The 21,114-nt window shown below is 70.0% G+C and carries 22 protein-coding genes and 1 tRNA gene; 8 read left to right on the forward strand and 15 right to left on the reverse strand.

Annotated elements, in window-relative coordinates:
* Positions 1-72: 72 nt before the first annotated feature.
* Both JOY88_RS13615 and JOY88_RS13620 read right to left on the reverse strand, forming a co-directional pair.
* A complete protein-coding gene (locus tag JOY88_RS13615) occupies positions 73-1,110 on the reverse strand; it encodes a LacI family DNA-binding transcriptional regulator (protein ID WP_293503189.1) in 1,038 nt (345 codons plus the stop codon).
* Positions 1,111-1,122: 12 nt separating this feature from the next.
* Positions 1,123-1,464: an HU family DNA-binding protein gene (locus JOY88_RS13620; protein WP_293503166.1), complete on the reverse strand. Its 342-nt coding sequence runs from the start codon at positions 1,462-1,464 to the stop codon at positions 1,123-1,125.
* A 92-nt stretch (positions 1,465-1,556) separates the two neighbouring features.
* On the opposite strand from JOY88_RS13620, the gene JOY88_RS13625 reads away from it, so the two are divergent.
* Positions 1,557-3,599, forward strand: a complete 2,043-nt coding sequence (locus JOY88_RS13625; protein WP_293503167.1) for a putative bifunctional diguanylate cyclase/phosphodiesterase — start codon at positions 1,557-1,559, stop codon at positions 3,597-3,599.
* A 144-nt stretch (positions 3,600-3,743) separates the two neighbouring features.
* On the opposite strand, the gene JOY88_RS13630 is transcribed toward JOY88_RS13625, so the two are convergent.
* From JOY88_RS13630 to JOY88_RS13640, 3 genes are all read right to left on the reverse strand, one after another.
* Positions 3,744-3,828 (reverse strand) — tRNA-Leu (locus tag JOY88_RS13630).
* Positions 3,829-3,882: 54 nt separating this feature from the next.
* On the reverse strand, positions 3,883-5,394 hold the full coding sequence (amaB, locus tag JOY88_RS13635; protein WP_293503168.1) for an L-piperidine-6-carboxylate dehydrogenase: 1,512 nt from the start codon (positions 5,392-5,394) through the stop codon (positions 3,883-3,885).
* Positions 5,395-5,406: 12 nt separating this feature from the next.
* Complete coding sequence (locus JOY88_RS13640) at positions 5,407-6,501, reverse strand: saccharopine dehydrogenase family protein (protein ID WP_293503169.1); 1,095 nt, start codon at positions 6,499-6,501, stop codon at positions 5,407-5,409.
* 121 nt (positions 6,502-6,622) lie between these two features.
* On the opposite strand from JOY88_RS13640, the gene JOY88_RS13645 reads away from it, so the two are divergent.
* From JOY88_RS13645 to JOY88_RS13665, 5 genes are all read left to right on the forward strand, one after another.
* Positions 6,623-7,087, forward strand: a complete 465-nt coding sequence (locus tag JOY88_RS13645; RefSeq protein ID WP_293503170.1) for an Lrp/AsnC family transcriptional regulator — start codon at positions 6,623-6,625, stop codon at positions 7,085-7,087.
* Between the two features lie 18 nt (positions 7,088-7,105).
* A complete protein-coding gene (locus tag JOY88_RS13650; protein ID WP_293503171.1) occupies positions 7,106-7,678 on the forward strand; it encodes an NnrU family protein in 573 nt (190 codons plus the stop codon).
* The gene (locus JOY88_RS13655) at positions 7,678-8,157 is read left to right on the forward strand and encodes a GNAT family N-acetyltransferase (RefSeq protein WP_293503172.1); all 480 of its coding nucleotides are present in this window, start codon (positions 7,678-7,680) and stop codon (positions 8,155-8,157) included. The genes JOY88_RS13650 and JOY88_RS13655 overlap by 1 nt, the downstream gene beginning before the upstream one ends.
* A gap of 517 nt (positions 8,158-8,674) precedes the next feature.
* Positions 8,675-9,097: a DUF6970 domain-containing protein gene (locus JOY88_RS13660; protein WP_293503173.1), complete on the forward strand. Its 423-nt coding sequence runs from the start codon at positions 8,675-8,677 to the stop codon at positions 9,095-9,097.
* Positions 9,098-9,119: 22 nt separating this feature from the next.
* On the forward strand, positions 9,120-9,554 hold the full coding sequence (locus tag JOY88_RS13665) for a VOC family protein (RefSeq protein WP_293503174.1): 435 nt from the start codon (positions 9,120-9,122) through the stop codon (positions 9,552-9,554).
* Between the two features lies 1 nt (position 9,555).
* Here the strand turns inward: JOY88_RS13665 and JOY88_RS13670 are convergent, their stop codons facing one another.
* The 7 genes from JOY88_RS13670 to tsaB are packed head-to-tail and all read right to left on the reverse strand — an operon-like array spanning position 9,556 to position 16,197.
* Positions 9,556-10,803: an NAD(P)/FAD-dependent oxidoreductase gene (locus tag JOY88_RS13670; RefSeq protein WP_293503175.1), complete on the reverse strand. Its 1,248-nt coding sequence runs from the start codon at positions 10,801-10,803 to the stop codon at positions 9,556-9,558.
* The gene (locus JOY88_RS13675) at positions 10,800-11,102 is read right to left on the reverse strand and encodes a c-type cytochrome (protein WP_293503176.1); all 303 of its coding nucleotides are present in this window, start codon (positions 11,100-11,102) and stop codon (positions 10,800-10,802) included. The genes JOY88_RS13670 and JOY88_RS13675 overlap by 4 nt, the downstream gene beginning before the upstream one ends.
* Before the next feature lie 11 nt (positions 11,103-11,113).
* Complete coding sequence (locus tag JOY88_RS13680; RefSeq protein WP_293503177.1) at positions 11,114-12,196, reverse strand: class I SAM-dependent methyltransferase; 1,083 nt, start codon at positions 12,194-12,196, stop codon at positions 11,114-11,116.
* Complete coding sequence (locus tag JOY88_RS13685) at positions 12,193-14,268, reverse strand: putative bifunctional diguanylate cyclase/phosphodiesterase (RefSeq protein ID WP_293503178.1); 2,076 nt, start codon at positions 14,266-14,268, stop codon at positions 12,193-12,195. Before JOY88_RS13685 ends, JOY88_RS13680 begins: the two co-directional genes overlap by 4 nt.
* Positions 14,265-15,038 (reverse strand): uracil-DNA glycosylase, encoded by a 774-nt coding sequence (locus JOY88_RS13690; RefSeq protein WP_293503179.1) that lies wholly within the window; start codon positions 15,036-15,038, stop codon positions 14,265-14,267. Before JOY88_RS13690 ends, JOY88_RS13685 begins: the two co-directional genes overlap by 4 nt.
* The gene (gene rimI / locus JOY88_RS13695; RefSeq protein WP_293503180.1) at positions 15,035-15,517 is read right to left on the reverse strand and encodes a ribosomal protein S18-alanine N-acetyltransferase; all 483 of its coding nucleotides are present in this window, start codon (positions 15,515-15,517) and stop codon (positions 15,035-15,037) included. Before rimI ends, JOY88_RS13690 begins: the two co-directional genes overlap by 4 nt.
* Complete coding sequence (gene tsaB / locus JOY88_RS13700; RefSeq protein WP_293503181.1) at positions 15,514-16,197, reverse strand: tRNA (adenosine(37)-N6)-threonylcarbamoyltransferase complex dimerization subunit type 1 TsaB; 684 nt, start codon at positions 16,195-16,197, stop codon at positions 15,514-15,516. The genes rimI and tsaB overlap by 4 nt, the downstream gene beginning before the upstream one ends.
* Positions 16,198-16,351: 154 nt before the next feature.
* Here tsaB and lepB point away from each other — a divergent pair, with 154 nt between their 5' ends.
* The gene (gene lepB / locus JOY88_RS13705) at positions 16,352-17,038 is read left to right on the forward strand and encodes a signal peptidase I (protein WP_293503182.1); all 687 of its coding nucleotides are present in this window, start codon (positions 16,352-16,354) and stop codon (positions 17,036-17,038) included.
* Positions 17,039-17,040: 2 nt separating this feature from the next.
* On the opposite strand, the gene JOY88_RS13710 is transcribed toward lepB, so the two are convergent.
* The 3 genes from JOY88_RS13710 to JOY88_RS13720 all read right to left on the reverse strand — a co-directional run bounded on the left by JOY88_RS13710 (position 17,041) and on the right by JOY88_RS13720 (position 19,854).
* A complete protein-coding gene (locus JOY88_RS13710; protein WP_293503183.1) occupies positions 17,041-17,517 on the reverse strand; it encodes a hypothetical protein in 477 nt (158 codons plus the stop codon).
* A gap of 125 nt (positions 17,518-17,642) precedes the next feature.
* Positions 17,643-18,920 carry an ABC transporter permease gene (locus JOY88_RS13715; RefSeq protein WP_293503184.1) on the reverse strand — a complete coding sequence of 426 codons (1,278 nt, stop codon included), beginning with the start codon at positions 18,918-18,920 and terminating at the stop codon, positions 17,643-17,645.
* 4 nt (positions 18,921-18,924) lie between these two features.
* Complete coding sequence (locus JOY88_RS13720; RefSeq protein ID WP_293503185.1) at positions 18,925-19,854, reverse strand: ABC transporter ATP-binding protein; 930 nt, start codon at positions 19,852-19,854, stop codon at positions 18,925-18,927.
* A 109-nt stretch (positions 19,855-19,963) separates the two neighbouring features.
* Between JOY88_RS13720 and JOY88_RS13725 the strand changes: the two genes are divergently transcribed.
* Positions 19,964-20,866, forward strand: coding sequence for a lactate/malate family dehydrogenase (locus tag JOY88_RS13725; protein ID WP_293503186.1), 903 nt, complete (start codon positions 19,964-19,966; stop codon positions 20,864-20,866).
* The last annotated feature ends 248 nt before the right edge of the window (positions 20,867-21,114 follow it).

Here is a 21,114-nt window from a genome sequence, read left to right on the forward strand (position 1 = left end):
GCCCGACAATTGACAACGCTGTCAATATGCGCCGGCAACGGACGCAACTTCAAAGGGAGGCCGCGCGGGCCGCTAGCGCGCCCGTGTGGAGTCGCGCACCACGAGTTCGTGCGGCAGCACCTTGTGCAGCTCGACCTCATCGGCCGGACTGGCCATGTCGGGCCGCTGGACTGAGACCAGCATCTCGACGGCCGCCCGCGCCATCTCGGCGACGGGCTGGCGCACGGTGGTCAGCGGCGGCCAGACCAGGGCCGCAGTGGGCGAATCGTCGAAGCCGGCGACCGACAACTCGTTCGGCACGGCCAAGCCCAGGCGCTGTGCTGCGGCGAGCACGCCCAGGGCCATGTCGTCGTTGCTCGCGAACACAGCGGTCGGGCGCTGGCGGCGGCTCAGCAGCTGGTGCGCGGCGTCGCGGCCGCTCTCGAACGTGAAGGCACCGGGCCGGATCAGCTCGGGGTCGGGCTGCAGGCCATGGGCGCGCAGCGCATTGACGAAGCCCTGGTAGCGCAGCCCGCTGGCCGACTGGTCCGGCGGCCCCTTGATGAAGGCGACGCGCTGGTGGCCCAGGCTGAGCAGCAGGTTGGTGATCTCCTCGGCCGCATGCACGTCGTCCATGCGCACCGAGGGCACGCCGCGCAGGTCGCGCTCGGGCGACATCAGCACGCAGGGCGTGCCGCTCTCGCGCAGCGCCGCCAGCACCTCGGGGTTGTCGCACAGCGGCGGCGTCAGGATCATGCCGTCCGGCCGCAGCGCCAGCACCATGCGGTCAATCTGCTGGCGCAGGTCGGGCGCGTCGTTGTGCAGCGACTCGACGACGAGGTGATAGCCCAGCTCGCGGCATCGCAGCGTGGCGCCCTGCTGGACGCTGCCGACGAAGACCGCGCTGGGGTCGTAATAGAGCAGGCCGATCAGGAAGGATCGTCCGCCTGCGAGGCTGCGCGCCGACTGCTTGGGCCGGTAGCGCAGCGCCTCCACCACCTTGAGGACCTGATCCCGCGTGCTTTCATGCACACCGGGCTCATGGTTGAGCACGCGCGACACCGTCTTGATCGACACGCCCGCCTCGCGGGCGACGTCGACGATGGTGGGGCTGGCGCCGCGCGGGCTCATCACCACGAAGAATTACTTCTTCTTGGCCTTGGCGGCCGGCTTGGCGGCGGGCTTGGCAGCAGCCTTCTTGGCGGCGGCCTTGGGGTCCACGGCGGCCTTGAAGCCGGCGCCCGGGGCGAACTTGGGCAGCTTGGCGGCGGCGATCTTGATCTTCGCGCCGGTGCTGGGGTTCACGCCGTTGCGGGCAGCACGTGCGTGCTGCTTGAAGGAGCCGAAGCCCGGGATCGACACCGCACCACCCTTTTTGACGGTGGTGACGATGGCGTCCAGCAGGGTCTCGAGGACACGGCCGGCTTCGGCCTTGCTCAGCTCGTGCTTGGCGGCCAGGTGTTCGATCAGATCGGTCTTGTTCATGCGGGGGGTCTCGTCCAAAAACGCGCCCGAACGGCTCGGGCGGGCGCGATTGTGGCGCATACAGTCGCGGCAGAGTTCCGTAGCCATCGCCAATGCCCTCCCCTGTGCACTTTGCCGCGCTCCTCGATGCCTTGCCCCAGCAGGCCTGGCAAGCCGACGACCAGGGGCGCCTGCTGTGGATCAATGCGCGGCTGGCCGAGGCGCTGCACCACCCCGCGCTGCCGTCGCCGCTGGCCCGGTGGCTGCATGCCGACGACCGCGCGGCCTTCGATGCGCGCTGGGCCGAGGCCCAGCATGGCGGCCGCTTCGAGATGGAATACCGCCTGGGCGAGTGCTGGATGCTGGCCCAGGCCCAGCGCCTGCCGGGCTCGCCGCTGTGGCTGGGCACGCACACCGACATTGGCGCCCGCCGCGCGGCCGAGGCGCGGCTGCGCGATGCGGACGAGGTCTGGAAGCTGGCACTGGAATGCAGCGGCGACGGCGTCTGGGACTGGCATGTGCAGGCCGGCGTGGAGCATTTCTCCGAGCGCTATCTGCGCTTGCACGGCTTCGAGCCGGGCGACGTCGACGCGACACCGGAGGCCTTCGACGCACGCACCCACCCGGACGACCTCGCGCAGATGGAGCGCGACCGCGAGGCGCATTTCTCCGGCCGCGTGCCGCTGTACCGCAACGAGCACCGCGTGCTGGCCAAGGACGGCACGTGGAAATGGGTCCTCAGCCGCGGCATGGTCATCGCGCGCGACGCCGAGGGCCGGCCGCTGCGCATGGTGGGCACGCATACCGACATCACCGACCGCAAGCGCCAGGAGGCCCAGGTCTGGCAGCAAGCCCGCGTCGACGCCTTGACCGGCCTGCCCAACCGCCGCTCGCTGCGCGAGCGCATCGAGCGCGGCCTGGCCCTGCGGGCGATGCGCGGCGAGGAACTGGCCGTCATGTTCGTGGACCTCGACCATTTCAAGGAGGTCAACGACACGCTGGGGCACGACGTCGGAGACGCCCTGCTCGTGCAGGTGGCCGCTCGGCTGCAGGACTGCATGCCGCCCGGCGGCATAGTCGCGCGCATGGGCGGCGACGAGTTCACCGTGCTGCTGGCCGCGCGGGACGCGGCCGCGGCGGCCGAGCGCATCGGCCACGAACTGCTGGAGTCACTGTCAGCCGGCTTCGACATCGGCGGCGAACGCGTCTATGTCTCGGCCAGCATAGGCGTGAGCCTCTCTCCACGCGACGGGCTGGAGATCGAGGCCTTGTTCAAGCATGCCGATCAGGCGCTGTACGAGGCCAAGGGCGCCGGCCGCAATCGCATGAGCCTGTTCACGCCGGCCCTGCAGGCCGCCGCGCAGCGGCGCGCGCGCCTGGCGGCCGAACTCCGCAAGGCCTTGCCGCTGGGGCAGTTCAGCCTGGTCTACCAGCCCATCCTGTCACTGCGCACGCCCGCGGCGCCGCCACGCAAGGCCGAGGCCCTGCTGCGCTGGAGGCACCCGCATCTGGGCGACGTCAGCCCGGCGCAGTTCATCCCGGTGGCGGAGGCCAGCGGACTCATCGTCGACATCGGCGACTGGGTGTTTCGCGCGGCCGCGGCACAGGCGCAGGCTTGGCGCACGGCGGGGCATGGCGACTTTCAGATCAGCATCAACAAGTCGCCGGTGCAGTTCCTCAGCGAACGCAGCCACCGCGCCCAGCCGGACTGGATCACCCACCTGCGCGGCCTGGGGCTGCCGGGCGACGCGCTGGCGGTCGAGATCACCGAGGGCCTGCTGCTGGAGCGCGACGAAACGGTGGCCGCGCGGCTGAGGGCACTGCGGGCGGCAGGGCTGGCGATCTCGCTCGACGACTTCGGGACCGGGTACTCGTCGCTGAGCTACCTGCAGCATCACGAGATCGATGTGGTGAAGATAGACCGCAGCTTCGTGGCCGGGCTGCAAGACGGCGGCAAGGCACTGGCGCTGTGCCGGGCCATCGTGACGATGGCGCATGAGCTGGGGATGGAGGTCGTCGCGGAAGGAGTGGAGACCGAGGCGCAGATGCTGGCGCTGACGGCAATGGGCTGCGACTGGGGACAGGGGTGGTGGTTTGGGAAAGGTGTGCCTGCCGCCGAGTTTGAAGAGAGGTGGCTTGGCGCCACCTCTTGCTAAAGAGCCCATCGAAGGCCATTCAACGGGGACCCGGCCACACCCCGCGCCCCCCCGGCTCGCAGCACAGCTGCGAACCTGTCGAATCTTCTTCCGGGCAACAAAGCAAAAAGGCCAGCGCTTTCGCGCTGGCCTTTTTGCTTTGTTTGGTGCCCAGGAGAGGACTCGAACCTCCACGGAGTTACCCGCTAGTACCTGAAACTAGTGCGTCTACCAATTCCGCCACCTGGGCTTTCAGGGAGGCCGGACTATAGCCCAGTTTTTGACCTCCTCGAAGAAATTCGACTCAAACGTCGAATTTCACGCCCTGGGCCAAAGGCAGCTCGCTCGAATAGTTCACCGTGTTGGTGCTGCGACGCATGTAGGCCTTCCACGCATCCGACCCGCTCTCCCGGCCGCCGCCGGTCTCCTTCTCACCGCCGAAGGCGCCGCCGATCTCCGCACCGGATGTGCCGATGTTGACGTTGGCGATGCCGCAGTCACTGCCGACCGCGCTCATGAAGCGCTCGGCCTCGCGCAGGTCGGTTGTGAAGATCGCGCTGGACAAGCCTTGCGGCACGCCGTTCTGCAGCTCGATGGCCTCCTCCAGCGTCTTGTACTTCAGCGTGTAGAGGATGGGCGCGAAGGTCTCATGGCACACCACCTCGGTCTGGGCCGGCATGCGCACCAGCGCCGGCACGGCGTAGTAGGCCTCGGGGAAGCGCTCCTCGAGCGCGCGCTCGCCGCCGCTGACCTGACCGCCCTGCTGACGCGCCGCGTTGAGCGCGGACTGCATTGCATCGAAGGCCTGTGCGTCGATCAGCGGGCCGATCAGCGTGCCGGCCTCGACGGGCGAGCCTATGGGCAACTGCGCACGGGCGCGGTCCAGGCGCTCGACGAGGGCGTCATGGATGCTCTCGTGGGCAATGACGCGGCGCGTCGTCGTGCAGCGCTGGCCGGCCGTGCCGTAGGCGCCGAACAGGATGCCGCGCACGGCCAGGTCCAGGTCCGCGCTGGGTGTCACGATGATGGCGTTGTTGCCGCCCAGTTCCAAGAGGACTCGGCCGAAACGCGACGCCACGCGCGGGCCGACAGCGCGGCCCATGCGGGTGGAACCGGTGGCGGAGACCAGCGCCACACGCTTGTCATCCACCAGGGCCTCGCCCGCGTCGGCGCGGCCGATGACCAGCTCGGACAGGCCGTCCGGCGCGGCGTGGCCCGCGGCGCGGTAGGCAGCCAGCGCGCGCTCGAATAGCGCCTGCGTCGCCAGCGCCGTCAGCGGCGTCTTCTCGGACGGCTTCCAGACGCAGGCGTCGCCGCAGACCAGTGCCAGCGCCGAGTTCCAGGCCCACACGGCCACCGGGAAGTTGAAGGCCGAGATGATGCCGACGACGCCCAATGGCAACCACTGCTCCATCATGCGATGGCCGGGCCGCTCGCTGGCGATGGTCAGGCCATGCAGCTGGCGCGACAGGCCAACGGCGAACTCGCAGATGTCGATCATCTCCTGCACTTCGCCCAGGCCTTCGCTCGTGACCTTGCCGGCCTCGATGGAGACCAGCTCGGCGAGCTGGTCCTTGTGCGCGCGCAGCTCTTCACCAAACAGGCGTACCAGCTCGCCGCGCTTGGGTGCGGGAACCACCCGCCAGGCCTTGAAGGCCTCGTGCGCACGGCCCACAGCGGCCTTCATGTCTGCGCCACTGGCGCTGTGGAGTTGGGCGAGCACGCCGCCGTCTATGGGCGAGCGCACGATCAGGTCGCCGGCGGCCGGCAGGCTGACGCCCAGGGCGTCGAGAACGGAAAGGGACTGTTGCTTCATGGCCGGCATTCTTTACGAGATGGACTCCACCTGGCGGCTTTGTTGATACGCCGAGCCGAAACGGTTGGCAAGGAAGTCCGGCAGCTTGACCTCCTCCTGGCGGATGAAGCCCTGCTGCGGCAGCTTGCCCTCGCGGAACAGGTCCACCGCGGCGCAGATGCCGGCGGCCGTCGTGATCTGGATGGCGCTCAAGGGCTGGGCGCCATCGCGCGTCGCGAAGATCTTGCGCGCGAACACCTCCTGCAGCAGCACGCCGCTCTTCATGCCGGACACGGTCACGAACACCAGCACCACGTCCTGCATGGTGGCGGGCATGCTCCTGCGCATGATGCCCTTCAGGTTCTCCTGGTCGCGCTTCAGGCCCAGGTCGCCCAACAGGAACTGCATCAGATCGCGGTGGCCGGGGTAGCGGACCGTCTTGTAGTCCAGGTTGCGCACCTTGCCCGCCCAGGTCTCGCACAGTGTGCCCAAGCCGCCGGAGGTGTTGAAGGCTTCGTACTCGGTGCCGTCCAGGCTGAAATGCTCTAGGCCTTCCAGCGGCAGCGCGGCGATGGTCTCGCCCTCGTGGATGGCCTCGCAGGGGTGGCAGTACTCGTTGATGAGCCCGTCCACCGACCAGGTCAGGTTGTACTTCAACGCATTGGTCGGGAAGGCTGGCAGCGCGCCCACGCGCATCTGCACGTCGCGCACCGTGTCGAAGCCACTGGCCAGGTGGTGGGCCACGATACCGATGAAGCCCGGCGCCAGGCCACACTGCGGCATGAAGGCGGTCTTGGCGCCCTTGGCCATGGCCTTGATGGCCTTGGTGGCGGCCACGTCCTCGGTCAGGTCGAAGTAGTGGCAGCCGCATTCCAGCGCCAGCTCGGCGGCGGTGATGGCCAGGTGGTAGGGCAGCGCATTGACGACGGCGTCCTTGCCGCGCAGCTGGGCTGCCAGCGCGGCGCGGTTGTCGCTGTCGACCTCGGCCGTCGCGATGCCCTCGGCGGCCAGCGTCTTCAGATAGCCGGCGTTCTTGTCCAGCACGGTGACCTGGTAGTCGCCAGTGGCGTGCAGCAGGCGGGCGATGGTCTGGCCGATATGGCCAGCGCCGAGCAAGGCGATCTTCATGGGGGCTCCGTGGCCAAGGGTTGAACTGCGCCTCACTCTAGGCAGGGTCGGCGGCGAAATAAAGCACCGATCCGACGAAATCAATTGATTGATGGACGATTCGTCGCGATGATTCGCCGCTATGAATTATTCACGGGTAAACCCGAGCGCGGCGCCGGACGACCTCGACCGCCGCCTGATCCTGCTGCTACAGGCCAATGCACGCGAGAGCACGGCCCTGCTGGCGCGCAAGCTGGGCGTGGCGCGCACCACCGTCGTCGCGCGGCTGGCACGGCTGGAGGCCAGCGGCCGCATCGTGGGCTACACGGCGCGGCTGGGCGGCGACGAGGCCGGACGCAGCGTGCAGGCCTTCGTCGGCATCACCGTCAGCCCCAAGGCCGGGCGCGAGGTCGTCAAGCGCCTAGCAGAACTGCCGGAGCTGCGCCAGCTCGCCTCCGTCAGTGGTGAGTTCGATTACATGGCACTCCTGCGCGCCGACACTACGGCCCGGCTCGATGCGCTGCTCGACGAGATCGGCGACATCGACGGCGTGCTGCGCACCAACAGTTCGGTCGTGCTCGCACTGCGCGTCGACCGCCAGACCTGAACCCCACGGAGACCCACGATGACCTGGCTTGCTCTCGGCCTCGCCCTCTTCCTCGGCATCCACCTGACCCGCGCGCTGGCGCCGCAATGGCGCGAAGCGCAACTGGCCCGCCTGGGCGACAAGGGCTGGAAGGGGGTCTACACCCTCGTGTCCCTCATCGGCTTCGGGCTGATCCTGTGGGGCTTCTCGCGGGCACGACTGGAGCCCGTCGTGCTGTGGGCGCCCATCCGCGGCATGAACCACGCGACGGCAGCGCTGATGCTGGTCGCCATGGTCCTGCTGGCCGCGGCCTATATGCCGCGCAACCACCTCAAGGCCAAGCTGCAGCACCCGCTGACGCTGGCGGTCAAGACCTGGGCTTTCGCCCACCTGATCGCCAACAACACGCTGGCCGACCTGATGTTGTTCGGCAGCTTCCTGGTTTGGTCCATCCTGGTATTCCGCGCGGCGCGGCGCCGGCCCGCACCGGCGCTGGCGGCCCCCACGGTTGCAGGCACGGCCGCCACGGTCGTCGTCGGCATCGCGCTGTGGGCGGTCTTCGCGTTCTGGGCGCACGCGGCCTGGCTGGGCGTCGCGCCGCTGGGGCGGTGATGCGCCCCATCACGGCGGCGGATGAAGCCGCCTTCATCGCCGCCGCGCGGGTCAGCAGACAACTGCACCGGCCTTGGGTACAGCCCCCCTGCGACACCGAGGGCTTTGCCCGCCACCTCGCCCGCTTCGATGGCGAAGCCCATCACGGCTTCGTCCTGGAGGTGAAGGGTGAACTCGCCGGGGCGATCAACCTGACGAACATCGTCATGGGCGCCTTCCGCAGCGGCTACCTGGGTTACTACGCCTTCGCCGGCTTCGCGGGCCGCGGGCTGATGACGGCGGGCTTGAACGCCGTCGTGCAACATGCTTTCCAAGGCCTCGGACTGCACCGCGTCGAGGCCAACATCCAGCCGGGCAACGCAGCCTCCATCGCGCTGGTCCGGCGATGCGGCTTCCAGCTGGAGGGCTACTCGCCGCGCTACCTGAAGATCGGTGGCCGCTGGCGCGACCACGAGCGGTGGGCGCGGCTCAAACGCTGAAGCCCGTCGACCTTCAAGCTGGGAATCGGCCCCGCCCGCACGCTCGACGTCCACACGCTGGCCCCTGGAGGCCGACCTGAAGGCCTGCTGCCCACCTATCTGTAGGCCGACCACATCCTCAACCAGGGCAACGAGAGCGCCTGCACCGGCTTCGGGCCGGCCTGCATGACCACGACCTCTACTGCCTGCACCATCTCACCACGCCGCGCAGCCGCGCGCTGCCATGGATGGTCGGCCCGCGCATGTTCCACGCGCTGGCCAAGCTCTGCGACGAATGGCCCGGCCAGGACCACGAGGGCTCGTCCTGCCGTGACGCGATCCAGGGCTGACGCAAGCGTGGCTGTGCGCTTGCGCGCCCTGACCCTACCCCTCGACAGGAAAGGCAATGGCGTCTTCGCCCGCGCCGTCAGGGGCTGGGACGACAACGCTGGCGCTGGGCGTCCGCTACCGCGTCGACAAGCGCAGCGTGACCGATGGAGTCGCCGGACTATTGACGACTGCGCCATACTGCGCCGCCATGCACTCGCCCGTCTCGCCCACCTGGTGGTACGCCGGCATCGCCGCAGCGCTGATGCTCTCCGCGGCAGCCATCGCCACGCGCGGCGCGCAGCCGCGGGACGCGGTACCGGCGCCTCTGGCCCAGCCCGACCCGGCGATGCGCGAGCGCATCGGCGCCTTCGAGAGAGGCAGCACGCGAGAGCCCACCTCGATGATGGCGTTCAAACGACCGGACGGCCAAGTGTTCTATCTGGTCAACGCGCCCTGCTGCGACCATTTCAACTACCTCTACGACGCCGACGGCCGGCGCATCTGCGCGCCGACCGGAGGCTTTGGTGGCTCAGGCGACGGCCGCTGTCCCGCCTGGGTCGGCCCACTGCGGCAAGGCCTGCAGCGGAGCGCACACGCCTCGGGCAGGCCGATGACGGCACAGGGCTATTGAACCCGCGCCGACAATCCCGGCCATGAAATACCTGCACACCATGGTCCGCGTCCACGACCTGGACGCCTCGATGCGCTTCTACCGCGATGCCCTGGGCCTGACAGAGGTCAAGCGCTCCGAGCATGAGGCCGGCCGCTTCACGCTGGTCTACCTGGCCGCCCCCGGCGACGAGGACGCCCAGGTCGAGCTGACCTACAACTGGCCGGACGCCGACGGCAAGGTCGAGGTCTACACCGGTGGCCGCAATTTCGGCCACCTGGCCTATGCGGTGCCGGACATCTACGCCGCCTGCCGCAAGCTGATGGACCAGGGCGTGACCATCAACCGTCCGCCACGCGACGGCCGCATGGCCTTCGTGCGCTCGCCGGACGGCATCTCGATCGAGCTGCTGCAGGCCGGACCCGCGCTGGCACCGGCTGAGCCTTGGGTCTCCATGCCCAACACCGGGGCCTGGTGACCTACAGGGCCAGCGTGTCGGCCCAGATGTTCTCGGCCCAGCCGCGGGCATAGGCCGCCTCCTGGGCGCTCGCCGCGGGCGACACGCCGCCCGCGCCGGGCACCGCCTTCATCGTCTTCTCAACCGCGTCGTACTGGTGTACCGAAGCCACGTGCATGGCCTCGTCCGGCGCGACGAAGCTGTAGCAGGTGTTCATTACCAGCGGCGCCGGGTTCACGGCCTCGCCCTTCAGCAGTTGCAGCACGGCCGCCGCCGCGAGCTTGGCCTGCTGGTTGGCGAGGTGGGCGGACTTGGGCATGGCCGAGGCCGACAGGATGGCGTCACCCACCACATGCACGCCCGGTACGGCATGGGCCTGCATGGTCAGCCAATCGATGCCCACCCAGCGGCGGTTCACGTTGGCGAACTCGCGCACCAGATCGCCGGCACGCTGCGGCGGGATCAGGTTGAGCACGTCGGCCTTCACGTCCTCGAACTCGAAGCGCGCCGTGCCGTCGGCCAGCACCTGCTGCAGCTCGGCGTTCGGCCGGTACTCCAGCACGCCCGCATGCTGCTGCGCGAAGGCGCGCTCGAACAGCGCCTTCTTGCTCTGGATCTCGGGGTTGGCATCCAGGAGCAGCAGCTTGGCGCGCGGCCTGGCGCGACGCAGCCAGGCCGCGATCAGGCAGGCCCGTTCGTATGGTCCCGGCGGGCAGCGGTAGGGTGCCTTGGGGATGCTGATCAGCACCACGCCACCGTCGGGCAGGGCTTGGAGCTGGCGGCGCATCGACAGCGTCTGCGCGCCGGCCTTCCAGGCATGCACGGCACGACCGGTATCCAGCGCGGCGCTCAGGCCCGGCAGCTCGTCGAACATGAAATCGATGCCTGGCGCGACGACGAGCCGGTCCCAGCCCAGCGTGCTGCGGTCGGCCAGGCGGACGGTCTTCGCGACGGGGTCGATGGCGACGACCTCGCCGCGCACGCGCTTCACGCCCTGGGCCTGCAGGCCACCATAGCCTTGGCTGATGCTGGCCAGATCGCGCACGCCGGCGATGACGAGGTTGGACATCGGACAGGAGACGAAGCCCTCGTCGCGCTCCACCAACGTCACGTCGACCGCCGCGCCGCCCCAGAGCTTCAGATAGCGCGCCGCCGTCGCGCCGCCAAAGCCTCCGCCCACGACGATCACGCGGCCCGCGCAGGCACCTGTGGTGGCGCAGCCGGCCAACGCGAGGCCGCCCGCCGCGATCAGTTGGCGCCGCGCGATCATGGCCGGGCCTGCGCGACAGGGAGTGAACCGAAATAGGACGCGACGAGACGCAGTTGCTCCTCGCTGTAGCCCTTGACGATCTGCGGCATCACGGTGCCGGGCCGGGCGCCGCTGCGGTAGGCGGCCAGCAGCGCCAGCAGGCGCTCTGCCTGCATGCCGGCCAGCGGCGCCATCGTGCCGCCACGCGGACGGCCGTCCGTGCCATGGCAGTTCGCGCAGCTGGCCGCGAGGCTACGGCCGGCGTTCGGGTCCTGTGCCAGCGCCGGGGCGCACAGCAGCAGCAAGAACCAGGCTTTCATCACAACCCCTTTCAGAGCTTGTGCGAGCGGTCTCCGCGTTCAAAGCCCAGCGCGTCGAAGGGCATGCTCTGCGGCGCGAAGGCGATCACCTTGAACAGCTCGCCCATCTCGTGCTCGGCCAGCAGACGGTGCGCCATCGCGCGTTCGTTCAGCGACGCGCCGGCCAGCAGATCGGCGATGCCGCAGTTGAGCAGGAAATTTGCCTGGCTGGTATAGCCCAGCACGACCAGGCCGGCATCCTGGCCGGCCAGCGCGGTGCCGGTGAAGTTGACATGGGCCGTGATGTCCTTGTCGCCCACGGCGACCAGCGGGTCGGCATCGGCCTGGTGGGCCTGATGGCACATCAGCGTGCCACCACGGCGCTGCGGGTGGTAGTACTCGGCCTCTGGGAAACCATAGTCGATGAAGAAGGCCGCGCCGCGCCTGAGGGTGCGGGCCAACGTCGCGATGAAGGCGTCGCCTTGGCGGTGGATCTCGGTGACGGTGCCGGGCACGAAGCCAGTCTCCAGCGGCGGCCGCAACGGACTGTCGCGGTCCTCGAAGGCAAAGCCCTCACCCTGGGCCGACACGACGCCGCGCTCGCGCCAGGTCCGGCCGTCGAAGGCGATGAGTTGCACCGGCATCGCGTCCAGCACCTCGTTGCCGATGACGACGGCCTCCAGCGCGGATGGCAGCGCGTCCAGCCAGTCGATGCGGTCGCCCCAGTGGGCCAGCCGCTCGCGCTGGCGCTCGCGCAGGTCGGCGGACAGCTCGACGATGCGGTAGCGCGCCAGACCCGCATCCAACGCGTCCAGCTCGGCGATCAGCTGGGCCGCCAGTGCGCCCGAGCCGGCGCCGAACTCGATGACGTCGCGGCAACCGCTGGCGTCCATGGCCTGGGCCAGCTGGCGCGCAAGCGCGCGACCGAACAGCGGCGACATCTCCGGCGCCGTGACGAAGTCCGAGCCCCCTGCGGGCATCTGGCCGAACTTGCGCCGGCCGCCGGCGTAGTAGCCCAAGCCCGGCTCGTACAGCGCCAGGCTCATGAAGCGGTCGAACGGCAGCCAGCCGCCGGCCGCGGCGATCTCGGCGTGAATCTTCTGCATCAATGTCATCGCGCCTTCACCCAGGCCTCGAACTCGGCCGCCGGCATGGGCGCACCGACCAGCTCGCCCTGGAACTGCTGGCAGCCCCAGCCAGCCAGCAACTGCCACTGCGCAGCGCTGCGCACGCCCTCGGCCGTGACGGTGAGCCCCAGGCCCACGGCCATCTGCACGATGGCCCGCGTGATGGCCTGGGCGCCGACGTCGTCTGGCAGGCGGGCGACGAAGCTCTGGTCGATCTTGAGCTTGTCCAGCGGCAGCTCTGTCAGATGGGCCAGCGAGGTGTAGCCGGTGCCGAAGTCGTCCACCGATACGGTGAGGCCCAGCGCGCGCAGTTGCGTCAGCGTAGCCGGCGCATGCTCGATGTCGTCGATCAGCATGCGCTCCGTCAGCTCCAGCTCCAGCCACTGGCCACGGGCGCCGGTCTCCGCGAGCAGGCGCTCCACCGTGTCGGCAAAGCCCTCGAGGTGGAACTGCATGCGCGACAGGTTGACGGCGATGCGCATGGGCCCATGGCCGCTGGCCAGGCCCTTCTCGCGCCAGCGCCGCGCCGTCGTGGCCGCCTCGCGCAGCACCCATTCGCCCAACGACAGCATCAGCCGGTGGCGCTCGGCCACAAAGATGAAGCTGTCGGGCGACAGCAGGCCACGCTGCGGATGGCGCCAGCGCAACAGCGCCTCGGCACCGGAGAGCTGGCCCGTCGTCGCGTCGACCTGGGGCTGGAAGAACAGCTCGAACTCGTTGCGCGTCAGCCCCTGCGCCAGCTCGGCCTCCAGCACAAGGTCGGCATAGGCCGTCTCGGCCAGCGCTGGCTCGAAGAACTGGTAGGTCGCGCGTCCTCGTGCCTTCGCACGGTACATGGCCGTGTCGGCGTGCTGGATGAGCTCGTCGGCCTGGCGGCCGTCGTCGGGGTAGACGGCCACGCCGATGGACGGCGTGACGGACAGCGCGCGGCCGTCAGCCTTGACCGGGACCTCGACGACGGACAGCAGCGCCTCCAGCACGACGACGATGTCGGCGCGGCTGGCCAGGTCGGTCAGCAGCACGACGAACTCGTCCCCGCCGAAGCGGCCAACCAGGTCGCTGCCGCGCAGCGCACCGACCAGTCGCTCGGACACCGTCGTCAGCACCTGGTCGCCCTCGAGATGACCCAAGGAATCGTTGACGCGCTTGAAGTTGTCCAGGTCGACGAAGAGCAGCGCCAGCATCTCGCCCCGGCGCTCGGCGCGGCGCATCAGCAGCGTCATGCGGTCCATGAAGGCAGCTCGATTGAGCAGGCCGGTCAGCCCGTCGTGGTGCGCCAGGTGCTGGATCCGCGCTTCGTTGGCGAGGCGGTCGCGGATGTCGCGCACTACCGCCATGCGGAGCTTCTCGCCGTCCAGCTCCACGGTGCGCATGATCAGCTCTACGGGGATGCGCGAGCCGTCGCGGTGCTTGATGACCGTCTCATAGCGCAGCTCCTGGTTCTGCTGCATGACCTCGCGCACCTTGGGCAGCTCGTCGTCGGTCACGAAGGCCAGCACATGCTGGCCGATCAGCTCCTCGGCGGACCACCCCGTCAGCGCGCACAGCGGCGGGTTCACGTCCGTCATGCGGCCGTCGCGGTGGAACAGGATGCCCTCCACCGTCGCCTGCATGAACTTGTCGAGCCGGGCCTCGGACTCGCGCAGCAGTCGCTCGGAGCGGCGGTGGCGAGTGATGTCGTAGACCAGCACCCAGCTGCCCAGCAGCACGCCAGCATCGTCGAACTGCGGGATCAGGTGAATCTCGTGGAAGGAGACCCCGCCGTCGGGCCGCCGCAGCTCGCGCTCGTAGACCACCGTCTTGTGGTCGCGCACCAGCGCGTCGACCGACAGCCGCACCTGCTCGTAGGCGGCGCTGCCGACGATCTCGCTGAAATGCTTGCCGACGATGGAGTCCTGCGTGAGGCCGAAGGCCTCGGCATAGCCTCGATTGGCGAACAGGCAGCGGTGGTCCGTGGCGCCATACAGCGCGATCCACGCGGGCACATGGTCCGCAAGCATGCGAAAGCGCGCCGCGTCCAGCGCCTGGCGTTCGAATTCGAGGGCGGTGAGCGCGTTCACGAGGCTTGCATCGTCCGGCGGGCCAGACACAGATCGTCCCAGGCGCCGGCTTTGTCGGCTGGCGAACGCAAAAGATACGCCGGATGGAAGCTGACCACCACGGGCAGGTCGCGCCAGCGATGCACCCGGCCGCGCAGCCGGCCCAGCGGCTCGGCCAGGCCGGTCAGCCGGCGCGCCGCCTGCAGGCCCAGGGCCAGCACGAGGCGGGGCCGCAGCAGCTCGACCTGGGCGGCCAGCGCGGCCTCGCAGGCGTCAAGTTCGGGCGGCAGCGGCGCGCGGCCGCGCGGCGGGCGGCACTTGACGATGGGGGTCACGAAGGCGCTCGCCGCATCGCCCGTGCGGGGCTGGCCGGCGGCCAGCAGCATGCGGTCCAGCAGACGTCCGCTGTCACTCAAGGGATTGCCTCCCATGGCCTCGCCGCCGGCGTCATCGGCCTCGTCCGGCGGGTCCGTCACGACCAGCCATTGCACTTGTTCCAGCGCGCCCTGGCCGAAGACGGCATTGCGCCGCTGCTCGCACAGACCGCAGGCGCGGCAGCCGGACACGGCCTCGCGCAGCGCCGGCAGGTCCAGGCCCGAGAAGCCGGCCGCAGCGGCGGGCGCCGCCACGCGCACGATGGCCGGTGGCGGTGCGGCGACGGCGACGGCGATGCGTTCGGGTTCGGGTTCGGTCTGAGCAAGCTCGACGGCCTCCACCGCGACCGGCGCGGCGGCGGGCAGGCGAAAACCCATCTCGGCCAGCATGGCCCGCTGGCGCGCGTCCCAGCTCATACCGCCACCGCCAGACTCATCAGGATCGCGTCCTCGCGTGCCCCCTGCGGCACCGGGTAGTAGGCGCGCCGCCGGCCCACCTCGGCGAAGCCGTAGCGCAGGTAGACCTCGCGCGCGCGCGCATTGCCGACACGCACTTCCAGCCACAACTGCGGCAGGCCGCGATGGCGGCATTCGGCCACCAGGCGGTCCAGCATGACGACGGCCAGGCCGTGCCCCTGCCAGGCCGGCACGACAGTGATGTTGAGCAGGTGCATCTCGTCCACGCCCGGCATGGCGACCCAGTAGCCCAGCAGCTCGGCGCGCGGCCCGCGCAGCACCTCGGCCGGATAGTCGGCCACCAGCGAGTCGACGAAATTGCCATGCGTCCACGGCACGGGGTAGGCCTGGTACTCGACGGCGATGACCTCGGTCAGGTCGGGCACCCGCATCGCCGCGGCCTCGAAGGGCGGCGGGCTGCGCAGCGGCAGTGCGCTCATAACCGCCGCTCTCGCTCGGCCGTGGTCAGCGCGACCTTGTCGCGCACATAGACCGGCAAGGCCTCGGCCGCATCGCGCGCCTCACCCCGCTGCCAGGCGGCCAGGGCCAGGGCCCCCAGCGCCGCGGCGCGCGAGCGAGCCCGGGGCCAGGCGCGCGGCAGCGGACCCAGGGGCTCGGCGTACTCGGCCAGCGCCGAGCCGGCGGCGGCGGCCGGCACGCCCCAATGGGCGGCCAGCGCCTCTGGGCGGTAGAGGGCCGGCGGCTCGACGACCGTCCAGGCCTCGTCGACCCAGCGGTAGCGGGCCGCGTAGATCTCACCGATGCGCGCGTCCATGGCCACCCAGATATCGTCGCCGGCGCCCTGGGCTCGCGCGTCCTCGGCGACCAGCATCAGGCTGTCGATAGCCAACACCGGCTTGCCCAGGCCGAAGGCCAGTCCCTGGGCCACGGCACATGCGGTGCGCAGGCCCGTGAAGGCGCCGGGGCCCTGGCCGAAGGCGACGGCGTCCAGGTCCGCCAGGTCCAGGCCGGCGCCGGCCAGCAAGGCCTTGACCTCGGGCAGCATGCGCGCCGAGGCCTGGGCACCGCCCGCGGCCTCGAAAACCCGGGTCTGCCCCGGCGTCACGAGGGCCAGGGCCATCATGTCGGTAGAGCTGTCAAGAGCCAGGAGAGAGGGCATTGAGGCAGTGTAACTTTGGGGGTCGACGGCCCGCCGGATACGGAACCGCTGGCGACGGGGCCATTGCGCCGCGCGGACGGCCATTCATGCCCCCCGATCCGCCATCCGCCCGCACGCCGTGCCGCGGCGCGCGGAGCAGCGCAACATGCCGGCCATGGACATCCGGCGCAGCATCCGCAACCACCGCGGCTTCCTCCTGTTCCTGCTCAGCTTCGCGCTGTTCCGCACGGCGGTGGCCGACTGGAACCCCATCCCGTCAGGCTCCATGCGGCCTACCCTGCTGGAAGGCGACGTGGTCCTCGTCAACCGCCTGGCCTACGACCTCAAGCTGCCGCTGACCGACATCTTGCTGCTGCCATTGGGCGAGCCGCGGCGCGGCGACGTCGTCACGCTGAGTTCACCGGTCGACGGCACCCGCCTCATCAAGCGCATCGTGGGCCTACCGGGCGACCGCGTCGGCATCCGCGGCGACGTGCTGATGCTGAACGGCCGACCGCTGGCCTACGGCGACGGCCATACCCGGGGCGAGACCGTTACTCCAGGCTGGATCGTCGAAGCGTGGCGCGCCACCGAGGACCTCGGCGGCCGACCGCATGCCGTGCAGTTCCTGCCCGCGCTGCGGACCAGGCGCGACTTCGCCGAGATCACCGTGCCGGCGGGCCGATACTTCCTGCTGGGCGACAACCGCGACAACAGCGAGGACTCGCGCTTCATCGGCACCGTGCCGCGCGAGCGGCTGATCGGTCGCGCCCACCATGTGCTGGTATCGGCCGACTGGCTGGGTGAGGACGGCTGGCGCCTGGCGCCTCGCTTCGGACGCTGGGCCATGGCGATACGCTAAGGCTATATGGTGCCGTCGCGCTCTGACCAGCGGAAGCCGTAGACAGGCCGCACGACGTCGTTGACGATCTCCATCGCGGCGCGTGGCCCTGGGCGAATGCGGCGTTGGTCAGCGAGGTCGCGCCGCGTCCGAGTTAGCGATCGCGATGCGGCCCAAGCGCTGGCGCCCGACAACCCAGGACGCATCCTCGGCGTCGTACAACTCATTGGCGCCGCCGCATAGCCATGCGCCCAGCGGCAGACGTTGATGTCGGCGATGTCGCGCGCCGCATCGAAGCCGCTGCCGCCAAGCATGCGGTTGAGCTGGGCGCGGACGTCGCGCTCAAGCGTCTCGAAGGACAGGGCCTGCAGCGCCGCGCTGTCCAAGCCGCGCAGGCCCTGGCGCGCCGGCGGCGCGCTGGCATCGCCGGGCGACGGTTCGGCCGTGTGCGCACTGCCGGCCACCGACGGCGCCGCCGCCGCACCGGCCGCCTGGGCCATGCCGTCGAGGAGTCCCGGCGCGAGATCGGGCGGTCCATGCCCAAGGTGCGATCGTCGGCACTGCGGTGCTGGCTCATGCTCCCTTCCCGGTGATGGCGACTGCGCAGTCGTGCGCCAGGCTCTGCTCATTCCTCCCAGCGGAAACGCCAGATCGCGACCGCCGTGAACAGTGCACTAAAGCCCAGCAGGACGGCACTGGGCAGCAACGCCGCGGCGAAGGGCTGGCCGCGCCAGGTCATCGCGTCCAGTGCATCGACGGCCCAACGCGTGGGTACCGCCAGCGACAGCGTCTGCAACCATTCCGGGAAGATGAAGGCCGGCACCCAGGCACCTCCCAGCATGACCATCAGCAGCGTGGCCAGGATGGCCAGGCCGCGCGTGGCCTCAGGCGTGCGCCCCAGCGCGGCCACCAGCAGGCCGAAGCTGGCCGTCAGCAGCGAGAAGCAGGCCAGCACCAGCGCGAAACCCGCCGGGCTGCCCTGCACGCGCACGCCAAAGGCGACGATGGCGACGGCGTAGATGATGGCGAAGACGATGAGCGAGATCAGTGCACTGGCCGCGACGCGGCTGCCCAGCAGTTGGCTGCGCGACAGCGGCGCCGCGCGCAGCCGCTTCCACAACCCCAGGCGGCGCATCAGCAGCAGACCAAGCGCCAGCTCGACGCCGCTCATCAGGATGAACTGCACGCCCATGCCGGCAAAGGAATGGGCGTAGCTGTTGTAGGCCACCGGTGCGGCGTTGCTGCCGGACTGCAGCGCCTCGATCTCTCGGGTGGTGTAGGGCAGGGAAAGGCCGGCTTGAGGCACGGACGCCGCGGAGGCCGCCGCGTCGGCATGCTGCACCTTGCCAATGGCGTCGAACATCTTCACGAGGTCGTCGCGATGGCCGGCGAGCAGGCCGGTCGCGTCGCGCACCTGCCGCTGCATCTTCTCCAGCCCTGCCGTGCTGAAGGTGGCACGGCTGACCTCCTGCATCAGCGTCTGCGCCAGCAGCCCACGCACGACGGCCAGCGCACTGGTCTGCGAGGGGTCGTAGTGCAGCGTGATCTCGGGCTTGGCGCCGCCGAACATCGCGCCGCCCGCGCGCTCGCCAAGGCCCCGGGGCAACACCGTCACGGCGCGCAGCTTGCCGGCGCGCACCTGGGCCAGCGCGTCGGCCTCGTCGGTGACCAGGGTCTTCAACGAAGGCTCGGCCCGCAGTGCCGCGACCACGCTACGGGTCAGCGGGCTGTCGTCCAGGTCGACGACAGCGATGGGGATGCCGGCCATCTTGCTGCCGCTGCCGAACAGGCTGCCGAAGAAGGCGGCGATGAGGATGGGCGCGACGATGCTCATCAGCACCGCGCGGCGGTTGGAGAAGTGCAGCTTGATCTCTGCACGAACGAGGGCGATGAGGGCTTGCATCTTGTCAGTCCCTGAGCTGGCGGCCGGTGAGGTGAAGGAAGACGTCTTCCAGCGTGGCGCGTGCCGACGCCAGGCCACGCACCCGGATACCGCGCGCGACCAGCGCGGCGAGCAGCGGGCCGGTGTCGCGGCCGACGTCGGCCACGCTGGCGTCCAGCCGCTGGCCCACGCGTTTCACACCGGCCAGGCCGGCGAGCGCCGCTTCGTCGGGCTCACTGGCGAGCTCGACATGCAGCGTCTGCGCGGCCGGCAGCAGCGCGTAGAGCTGGGCCTGGGTGCCGCTGGCAACGACGCGACCGTGGTCGACGATGACGATGCGGTCGGCCAGGCGTTCGGCTTCCTCCATGTAGTGCGTCGTGTAGATCAACGCCTTGCCAGTCGCCTTGAGCCGTTCCAGGTTGTCGAAGATGGCGTTGCGGCTCTGCGGGTCGACGCCCGCCGTGGGCTCGTCCAGCAGGAGGACCTCGGGGTCATGGATCAGCGCGCAGGCGATGTTCAGGCGCCGCTTCATGCCGCCGGAGAACGTGGACGGCCTGTCCTTGGCCCGGTCTGACAGGCCCACCATGGCCAGCACCTCGTCGGCGCGGTTCCGGATCAGCGCGGGCGGCATGCCGTAGAGAGCGCCGAACAGCTCCAGGTTCATGCGCGCCGGAAGCTCCTCGTAGAGCGCGATGTCCTGCGGCACCAGGCCGATGCGGCGCTTGTAGCCGGCTTCGTCGGAAGCCAGGCTGACGCCACCGGACAGCGTCACGCTGCCGGCGTCGGGCGGGGTCAGCCCGCAGATCATGCCCACAGTTGTCGACTTGCCGGCACCGTTGGGGCCCAGCAGGCCCAACACCTCGCCGGGGCGCAGCGTGAGGCTCACCTCCTGCACGGCCACCCTGTCCCCGTAGGCCTTGCGCAGGCCTCGGGCCACCAGCACCTCGTTCGTCATGCCGCCATCTCCTGAATCGAGCTGGCGCGCATGCTAGGTGGCAACCGGTCATCCTCGTCGGCCTTGCGACGAATCGACAGCACGGCGCGCCAACGGCAATACTGACGCCATGAAAGCACGCATAGGCATCATCGGCACCGGCTGGGTTGGCACCAGCGTGGCCTTCTCCACGCTGCTCGCCGGCCACGCCGGCGAGCTCTGGCTGCACGACCAGCGCGGCGACGTCGCCGAGGGGGAGGCCATGGACCTGGCCGACGGCGCAGCCTTCTACCCACGCTGCGCGGTGCGCGCCGTGGCGCTGGAGCAGATGCGCGAGGCCGACATCGTCGTGCTCGCCGCGGGCCGCAACGGCCGCCCCGACGAGAGCCGGCTGGACCTGCTGCGCGACAACGCACGCATTGCCGCCGGCATCGGCCGGACGCTGGCGGGCTCGAATGCCATCGTCATCGTCGTGACCAACCCGGTCGACGTGCTGACCCGCGTCGTCGCCGAGGCCAGCGGACTGCCACCCGAGCGCGTCATCGGCACCGGCACGTTGCTGGACACGGCGCGACTGCGCGAGCGCCTGGCCGGACGGCTGGGGCTGTCCACCCAGTCCATCCACGCCCTGGTCGTCGGCGAGCATGGCGACTCGTCGGTGATGCTGTGGTCCAGCACGCGCGTCGGTGGCGTGGCGCTGCGCGACTGGCCCGGCTGGCAGGCCGAGGGCGAGGCACTGCTGGCCGGCCAGGTGCGGCGCGCGGCCTATGAAGTCATCCGGCGCAAGGGCGCCACCAACCACGCCATCGGCCTGGTGACAGCCGAGCTGATCGGCTGCATCGTCAACGACGAGCGCCGGCTGCTGCCAGTCAGCCGCGTGCAACCCGGCGGGGTCGCGCTGTCGCTGCCGGCGCTGGTGGGCGCGGACGGCGCGCTGCGCGGCGTCGAGCCGGCCATGGACATTGCCGAACGCGCGGCGCTGAATGCGTCGGCGACGCTGCTGGCGCGCGCTTACGAGTCGCTGGGCAGTTGATCGGTAGGCGCTCACCCCCTCGCTTGAGGGGCGCGCGGCGCGGCGACTTGAATCGCTCGACGTCCCCGCCTACGGTCAATGCGTCGAATTCCGACAGCTCAAGGAGATGTAATGGATGCCTCCCTCCCTACGGGGACTGAGCTTGGAGCACAGGGATGAACAGCGTGGCTGTTCGTGGGAAGGCCGTTGTCGCAGGGACAAGGTGGACCCTCGAATGGATACGGCATCAAAGTGCCCAGGGCGTGATA

It is taken from the genome of Roseateles sp., from assembly GCF_019237615.1.
GTDB lineage: Bacteria > Pseudomonadota > Gammaproteobacteria > Burkholderiales > Burkholderiaceae_C > Pelomonas.

Bases quoted from the DNA above. Each gene is read 5' to 3' on its own strand.
- JOY88_RS13620 (WP_293503166.1), bottom strand. From the start codon at position 1,464: ATGAACAAGACCGATCTGATCGAACACCTGGCCGCCAAGCACGAGCTG.
- JOY88_RS13645 (WP_293503170.1), top strand. From the start codon at position 6,623: ATGAATTATTCACGGGTAAACCCGAGCGCGGCGCCGGACGACCTCGAC.
- JOY88_RS13665 (WP_293503174.1), top strand. From the start codon at position 9,120: ATGAAATACCTGCACACCATGGTCCGCGTCCACGACCTGGACGCCTCG.
- JOY88_RS13720 (WP_293503185.1), bottom strand. From the start codon at position 19,854: ATGACGAACGAGGTGCTGGTGGCCCGAGGCCTGCGCAAGGCCTACGGG.
- amaB (WP_293503168.1), bottom strand. From the start codon at position 5,394: ATGAAGCAACAGTCCCTTTCCGTTCTCGACGCCCTGGGCGTCAGCCTG.
- JOY88_RS13725 (WP_293503186.1), top strand. From the start codon at position 19,964: ATGAAAGCACGCATAGGCATCATCGGCACCGGCTGGGTTGGCACCAGC.
- JOY88_RS13655 (WP_293503172.1), top strand. From the start codon at position 7,678: ATGCGCCCCATCACGGCGGCGGATGAAGCCGCCTTCATCGCCGCCGCG.
- tsaB (WP_293503181.1), bottom strand. From the start codon at position 16,197: ATGCCCTCTCTCCTGGCTCTTGACAGCTCTACCGACATGATGGCCCTG.
- JOY88_RS13680 (WP_293503177.1), bottom strand. From the start codon at position 12,196: ATGACATTGATGCAGAAGATTCACGCCGAGATCGCCGCGGCCGGCGGC.
- JOY88_RS13710 (WP_293503183.1), bottom strand. From the start codon at position 17,517: ATGGCCCAGGCGGCCGGTGCGGCGGCGGCGCCGTCGGTGGCCGGCAGT.
- JOY88_RS13660 (WP_293503173.1), top strand. From the start codon at position 8,675: ATGCACTCGCCCGTCTCGCCCACCTGGTGGTACGCCGGCATCGCCGCA.
- JOY88_RS13670 (WP_293503175.1), bottom strand. From the start codon at position 10,803: ATGATCGCGCGGCGCCAACTGATCGCGGCGGGCGGCCTCGCGTTGGCC.
- JOY88_RS13690 (WP_293503179.1), bottom strand. From the start codon at position 15,038: ATGAGCTGGGACGCGCGCCAGCGGGCCATGCTGGCCGAGATGGGTTTT.
- JOY88_RS13625 (WP_293503167.1), top strand. From the start codon at position 1,557: ATGCCCTCCCCTGTGCACTTTGCCGCGCTCCTCGATGCCTTGCCCCAG.
- JOY88_RS13615 (WP_293503189.1), bottom strand. From the start codon at position 1,110: ATGAGCCCGCGCGGCGCCAGCCCCACCATCGTCGACGTCGCCCGCGAG.
- JOY88_RS13640 (WP_293503169.1), bottom strand. From the start codon at position 6,501: ATGAAGATCGCCTTGCTCGGCGCTGGCCATATCGGCCAGACCATCGCC.
- lepB (WP_293503182.1), top strand. From the start codon at position 16,352: ATGGACATCCGGCGCAGCATCCGCAACCACCGCGGCTTCCTCCTGTTC.
- JOY88_RS13715 (WP_293503184.1), bottom strand. From the start codon at position 18,920: ATGCAAGCCCTCATCGCCCTCGTTCGTGCAGAGATCAAGCTGCACTTC.
- rimI (WP_293503180.1), bottom strand. From the start codon at position 15,517: ATGAGCGCACTGCCGCTGCGCAGCCCGCCGCCCTTCGAGGCCGCGGCG.
- JOY88_RS13675 (WP_293503176.1), bottom strand. From the start codon at position 11,102: ATGAAAGCCTGGTTCTTGCTGCTGCTGTGCGCCCCGGCGCTGGCACAG.
- JOY88_RS13650 (WP_293503171.1), top strand. From the start codon at position 7,106: ATGACCTGGCTTGCTCTCGGCCTCGCCCTCTTCCTCGGCATCCACCTG.